This is a genomic window from Sphingomonas bacterium (assembly GCF_903643065.1).
In the GTDB taxonomy this organism is placed as follows: domain Bacteria; phylum Pseudomonadota; class Alphaproteobacteria; order Sphingomonadales; family Sphingomonadaceae; genus Sphingomonas.
On sequence record NZ_CAHJWX010000136.1, the window covers coordinates 1 to 6,073 of the forward strand.

Genomic DNA, 6,073 nt, shown 5'->3' on the forward strand with positions numbered 1-6,073 from the left:
CGGCCACACAGCCTTTCATCGTAACGCCGCCACGCTCACCGGCTGGGTTCAAAGTGAACAAGATGCCGGCCGCGAGGCCGGTCTCCAGCACCGGCCATACCGCGCCGAACGCCGCGTCGGGCGGGGTGAAGCCGGGCTTATGAAGGCGGGCATACCAGCGGCGGATGGCCGGGTGCGACGGGTCGGGCGCGTTGCGGCGACCCAGCAACGCGCTCGCGCCCAGCACCACCGCCACCGTCAACGCGGCCGCGGGGCGGGACCAGCCGGTGGCGGACGGATCGGGAGATTGGGTCATCCGGTCACAGCGCCCGTCGCCCCCATCGCGTTCCATCCGGCGGCCCGTGGTGCCCGGCACGGCTCACACGACCTTGCGGGCGAACTCCCGGTTGATCCGCAACGCCGCCAGCGTGCACAGCGCGCCTGACAACAGATAGCCGCCGACCGAGACCAGCCCGAAGCGCGACGCCAGCAGCAGCGCCGCCAGCGGCGCGAAGCCCGCGCCGACCAGCCAGGCCAGGTCCGACGTGATCGCCGCGCCCGTGTACCGGTATTGACCCGCGAAATTGGAGGTGACGACGCCGGACGACTGGCCGAACGACAGCCCGAGCAGCACGAACCCCGCGAGCATGAACGCGACCTCGCCATGCTCGCCGCCGTCGAGCAGCCGGGGCGCGAACAGGCTGAACAGCGCGATCGCGACCGCCGACAGCCCGAGCAGCCGGCGCCGCCCCATCCGATCCGCGATCAGCCCCGACGCCGCGATCGACGCGGTGCAGACGGCGGCGCCGATCACCTCGATCACCAGGAACCGCGTCGGCTCCTGCCGCGTGAACAGCACGATCCACGACAGCGGAAACACCGTCACCAGGTGGAACAGCGCGAAACTGGCGAGCGGGGCGAAGGCGCCCAGCGCCACCGTGCGCCATTCGACCCTGACCGTCTCGCGCACCCGCGACGGTTGCAGCGCGCGAGTCTTGAACAGCTCGGCATAGTCGGGGGTCGCGACCAGGCGCAGCCGCGCGAACAGCGCGACGACGTTGATCGCGAACGCGACGAAGAACGGGTAGCGCCAGCCCCAGTCGAGGAAGTCCGCCGCCGACAGCGTGGCGGCGAAGAAGGCGAACAGCCCGCTCGCGACCATCAGCCCCAACGGCGCGCCGAGCTGGGGGATCATGGCATACCAGCCGCGCCTGGCGGGCGGCACGTTCAGCGCCAGGAGCGAGGCGAGCCCGTCCCAAGTGCCGCCCAGCGCCAGCCCCTGCCCGATCCGGAGCAGCGCGAGGACCACCGCCGAGGCCGAGCCGATCGAGGCATAGCCGGGCAGGAACGCCATCGCCATCGTTGACGTGCCGAGCAGGAACAGCGCCGCCGTCAGCTTGACGCTGCGGCCGTGCCGCCGGTCCACCGTCATGAACAGCCAGGTTCCGAACGGCCGCGCGACATAGGCCAGCGCGAACAGCGCGAAGGCATAGGCGGTGCCCGTCAGCCGATCGACATAGGGGAAGACCAGGGCGGGAAAGACCAGCACCGACGCGATCGCATAGACGAAGAAGTCGAAGAACTCGCCGGTGCGGCCGATGACCACGCCGATCGCGATCTCGCCGGGCGCGACGCCGGTGTGACGCGTGTTGAGGCCACGGGCGGCGCGTTCGAGCGGCGCCGAGGTCGGTACGGCGATGGGGGCAGTCATGCGATACTCCTCGCCCGCGACCAGGGGTCGGTGCGTCCGCGACCATATGCCCGTTGCCCGGACCCCTTGGCATTGGACAAAGTGTCCAATGTCGCGCGCTCGGGCGCCCGCCTACCTCGCCGGCATGACGAGGCTCCTCCGTTCGATCCGCTCCTGGCGCGGGGTGGCGCTGCTGCCGCTGCTCGGCGCGTGCAACATGGTGGTGATGCACCCGGCGGGCGACGTCGCGATGCAGCAGCGCAACCTGATCCTGATCGCGACGGGGCTGATGCTGCTCGTGATCGTGCCGGTGATGGCGCTGACGATCCTGTTCGCGTTTCGCTATCGCGCGGCGAACACGCAGGCCACCTATTCGCCCGATTGGGACCATTCGACCCAGCTGGAGCTGGTGATCTGGGCGGTGCCGCTGCTGATCATCATCCTGCTCGGCGCGGTCACCTGGACGAGCACGCACCTGCTCGATCCCTATCGTCAGGTCGGGCGCATCGCGCCGGGTCGCCCGGTCGCGGCGGGCACCGAGCCGCTGGAGGTCGAGGTCGTCGCGCTCGACTGGAAGTGGCTGTTCATCTATCCCAAGCTCGGCATCGCGACGGTGAACGAGCTGGCCGCGCCCGTCGACGTGCCGATCAGCTTCAAGATCACGTCGACGACGGTGATGAACTCGTTCTTCATCCCCGCGCTGGCCGGACAGATCTATGCCATGCCCGGCATGGAGACGCGGCTGCACGCGGTCGCCAACACGCCCGGCGTCTATGCGGGGCAGGCGTCGAACTATAACGGCGCTGGCTTTTCCGACATGCGCTTCCGCTTCCACGCGCTGCCCCGCGCCGGGTTCGACGGCTGGGTCGCGCAGGTTAAGGCGAGCGGCGTGGCGCTCGACCGCGCGCGCTACCTCCGGTTGCAGCAGCCCAGCGAGAAGGTGCCGGTCCAGCATTATGCCGGCGTGGCGCCGCAGCTCTACCCGCTGATCCTCAACATGTGCGCCAAGCCCGGCCAGACCTGCATGGCCGGCATGATGTCGGCCGACCGCCGCGCCGACGGGCACGGCGCGGTGGCGGGCATGCAAGGCAACGCGGCCGCCGGCAACGGCCAGCGCAAGCCGACGGGCGCCCTGTTCAGGAACGGCGACGAGAAGGGCACCGCCCCGCATTGGAGCCAGGAACGCAAGGCCGTCCCGCCGCCGGGCTCGCAGACGCGGCAGCCCAACCGCAACCGCGACTTCACGACCCTCCTCCCCCGCGACGTCCCCGCCGCGACCACCCCCGTATCGAAGGCATGACGATGTTCGCTCACCTGAACTGGCAGATGATCTTCGGTCGCCTGACCTGGGAGTCGTTCCCGCTGCACGAGCCGATCCTGCTCGGCACCTTCGCGGTCGTGGCGCTGGGCGGCGCGGTTGTGATCGGCGCGCTGACCTGGTTCAAGCTGTGGGGCTATCTGTGGCACGAGTGGTTCACCAGCGTGGACCACAAGAAGGTCGGGATCATGTACATGATCCTGGCGATCGTCATGCTGCTGCGCGGCTTCTCCGATGCGATCATGATGCGGTTGCAGCAGGCGATGGCGTTCGGCGACAATCAGGGGTTCCTGCCCGCGCACCATTACGACCAGGTGTTCACCGCCCATGGCGTGATCATGATCTTCTTCGTCGCGATGCCGCTGGTGACGGGGCTGATGAACTTCGTCGTGCCGCTCCAGATCGGCGCCCGCGACGTGTCGTTCCCGTACCTCAACAATCTCAGCTTCTGGTTCACCGCGGCGGGCGCGGCGATCGTGATGACGTCGCTGTTCGTCGGCGAATTCGCGCGCACCGGCTGGCTGGCGATGGCGCCGCTGTCGGGCACCGAATACAGCCCGGACGTCGGCGTCGACTATTATATCTGGTCGTTGCAGGTGGCGGGCATCGGCACCTTGCTGTCCGGCGTCAACCTGGTCGCCACCATCGTCAAGATGCGCGCGCCGGGCATGACCATGATGAAGATGCCGATCTTCTGCTGGACGGCGCTGTGCACCAACATCCTGATCGTCGCGAGCTTCCCCGTGCTGACCGCGGTGCTGGCGCTGCTGTCGCTCGACCGGTATGTCGGCACCGCGCTGTTCACCAACGAGCTCGGCGGCAATCCGATGATGTACACCAACCTCATCTGGATCTGGGGCCATCCGGAGGTCTACATCCTGATCCTGCCGGCATTCGGCATCTTCTCCGAGGTCACCTCGACCTTCTCGGGCAAGCGGCTGTTCGGCTATACCTCGATGGTCTACGCGACCGTCTGCATCACCATCCTCGCCTATCTCGTCTGGCTGCACCATTTCTTCACCATGGGGTCGGGGGCGAGCGTCAACTCGTTCTTCGGCATCACCACGATGGTGATCTCGATCCCGACGGGCGCGAAGATCTTCAACTGGCTGTTCACCATGTATCGCGGCCGCATCCGCTTCGAGCTGCCGATGATGTGGACCGTCGCCTTCATGCTCACCTTCGTGATCGGCGGCATGACGGGGGTGCTGCTGGCGGTGCCGCCGGCCGACTTCGTGCTGCACAACTCGCTGTTCCTGGTGGCGCATTTCCATAACGTCATCATCGGCGGGACGTTGTTCGGCATGTTCGCCGGGATCAACTACTGGTTCCCCAAGGCGTTCGGCTTCAAGCTCGACGCGTGGTGGGGCAAGCTGTCCTTCTGGTCGTGGGTGGTCGGCTTCTATTTCGCCTTCATGCCGCTCTACGTGCTCGGGCTGATGGGCGTGACGCGGCGGCTGCGCCATTTCGACGATCCGTCGCTGCGGATCTGGTTCGTGATCGCCGCCTTTGGCGCCGCGCTGATCTTCGTGGGCATCATGGCGTTCCTGATGCAGATCTTCGTCAGCGTGCGTGACCGCGAGCGGCTGCGCGACACGACTGGCGATCCGTGGAACGGCCGCACGCTGGAATGGGCGACCTCCTCGCCGCCGCCGGCCTACAACTTCGCCTTCACGCCGATCGTCCATGACGGCGACGCCTGGGCGGACATGAAGGCGCGCGGAGCAAGGGCGCCGGTCGACGGCTATCGCGCGATCCACATGCCGCGCAACACCGGGGCGGGCGTGATCATCGCCGGGCTTTCCGTCGCCTTCGCGATCGGCATGATCTGGTACATGTGGTGGCTGGCCGGCGCGGCGTTCGTGGGCATCCTGGTCGTCGCGATCGGGCACAGCTTCGATTACGACCGGTCGTTCCACATCCCCGCCGAGGAGGTCGCCCGCACCGAGCGCGCGCGTCATCCGCAACTGCTGGAGGCCTGAGATGAACGCGCAGACCTTTGGGCCGATGAGCGGGGAGCCGGTCGGCCCGGCCTTCTACCTCGCCGACGAGGAGCATCATGCCGATGGCGGCGGCACGATGCTGGGGTTCTGGATCTACCTGATGAGCGATTGCCTCATCTTCGCGGTCCTGTTCGCCATCTATGGCGTGCTGGGGAGCAACTACGCCGGCGGGCCGTCGCCGCGCGACCTGTTCGAGCTGCCGCTGGTCGCGGTCAACACCGCGATGCTGTTGCTGTCGTCGATCACCTGCGGGTTCGCGATGCTGGCGATGGAGGAAGGCCGGGTCCGCCGCACGCAGGGCTGGCTGGCGGCGACCGCCCTGTTCGGCGCGGCGTTCCTGGCGATCGAGCTGCACGAGTTCTCCACGCTGATCGCCCATGGCGCCACGCCCCAGCGCAGCGCGTTCCTGTCGTCCTTCTTCACGCTGGTCGGGACCCACGGCCTGCACGTCACCGTCGGGCTGGTGTGGATGGCGACGCTGATGGCGCAGGTCGGTCGGCACGGGCTGATCCAGGCGAACAAGCGCCGGCTGATGTGCCTCAGCATGTTCTGGCATTTCCTCGACGTCATCTGGGTCGGCGTCTTCACCTTCGTCTACCTCTTGGGAATGCTGCGATGAGCAATGCCGTTGACGACCCCGCCTTCGCCGACGCCGAGCTGCACGCGCATGGCGACGCACACGGCCATGGCTCGCGGCGCGGCTATCTGACCGGCTTCGGGCTGTCGGTGATGCTGACCGCGATCCCGTTCGCGCTGGTGATGACGGGCGTCGTCGCCGACGCCACGGTGGCCGCGCTGATCATCATGGCGCTGGCGGCGGTGCAGATCGTGGTCCACATGTTCTTCTTCCTGCACATGGATACCAAGTCGGAAGGAGGGTGGACGATGATGGCGCTGATCTTCACCGTCGTGCTGGTCGCCATCGCGCTCAGCGGCTCGCTGTGGGTCATGTACCACCTCAACACCAACATGATGCCGATGTCCGCGCACGACATGAGCCGGACGCCGTGAGCGCGACGGCGGACTGGACCCGCGCCGGCGCGACCAGGCCGCCACGCTCGCTGCCCGCGCTGGTCGCGCTCG

General features: G+C 67.7%; 6 protein-coding genes. 4 read left to right on the forward strand and 2 right to left on the reverse strand.

The annotated features are described in order from the left end of the window. Window positions 1-235 (reverse strand): tryptophan-rich sensory protein (locus tag HUU95_RS06280; RefSeq protein ID WP_254602656.1); only part of this gene is annotated, 235 nt, incomplete at its 3' end. Between the two features lie 123 nt (window positions 236-358). Next, window positions 359-1,690: an MFS transporter gene (locus tag HUU95_RS06285; RefSeq protein WP_174279332.1), complete on the reverse strand. Its 1,332-nt coding sequence runs from the start codon at window positions 1,688-1,690 to the stop codon at window positions 359-361. Between the two features lie 124 nt (window positions 1,691-1,814). Between HUU95_RS06285 and cyoA the strand changes: the two genes are divergently transcribed. From cyoA to cyoD, 4 genes are read left to right on the forward strand one after another with little or no spacing between them, the layout of a single operon-like run. Beyond that, window positions 1,815-2,969 (forward strand): ubiquinol oxidase subunit II, encoded by a 1,155-nt coding sequence (gene cyoA, locus HUU95_RS06290; protein WP_174279333.1) that lies wholly within the window; start codon window positions 1,815-1,817, stop codon window positions 2,967-2,969. A gap of 2 nt (window positions 2,970-2,971) precedes the next feature. Continuing rightward, window positions 2,972-4,969 carry a cytochrome o ubiquinol oxidase subunit I gene (cyoB, locus tag HUU95_RS06295; RefSeq protein ID WP_174279334.1) on the forward strand — a complete coding sequence of 666 codons (1,998 nt, stop codon included), beginning with the start codon at window positions 2,972-2,974 and terminating at the stop codon, window positions 4,967-4,969. 1 nt (window position 4,970) lies between these two features. Further along, entirely contained in the window at window positions 4,971-5,609 is a 639-nt protein-coding gene (cyoC, locus tag HUU95_RS06300; protein ID WP_174279335.1) for a cytochrome o ubiquinol oxidase subunit III, read from the forward strand. Beyond that, window positions 5,606-6,001 carry a cytochrome o ubiquinol oxidase subunit IV gene (gene cyoD / locus HUU95_RS06305; RefSeq protein WP_174279336.1) on the forward strand — a complete coding sequence of 132 codons (396 nt, stop codon included), beginning with the start codon at window positions 5,606-5,608 and terminating at the stop codon, window positions 5,999-6,001. The genes cyoC and cyoD overlap by 4 nt, the downstream gene beginning before the upstream one ends. Window positions 6,002-6,073: the final 72 nt, after the last annotated feature.

Coding starts and splice junctions, on each gene's coding strand:
- cyoA (WP_174279333.1), top strand. CDS start 1,815: ATGACGAGGCTCCTCCGTTCGATCCGCTCCTGGCGCGGGGTGGCGCTG.
- cyoD (WP_174279336.1), top strand. CDS start 5,606: ATGAGCAATGCCGTTGACGACCCCGCCTTCGCCGACGCCGAGCTGCAC.
- cyoC (WP_174279335.1), top strand. CDS start 4,971: ATGAACGCGCAGACCTTTGGGCCGATGAGCGGGGAGCCGGTCGGCCCG.
- cyoB (WP_174279334.1), top strand. CDS start 2,972: ATGTTCGCTCACCTGAACTGGCAGATGATCTTCGGTCGCCTGACCTGG.
- HUU95_RS06285 (WP_174279332.1), bottom strand. CDS start 1,690: ATGACTGCCCCCATCGCCGTACCGACCTCGGCGCCGCTCGAACGCGCC.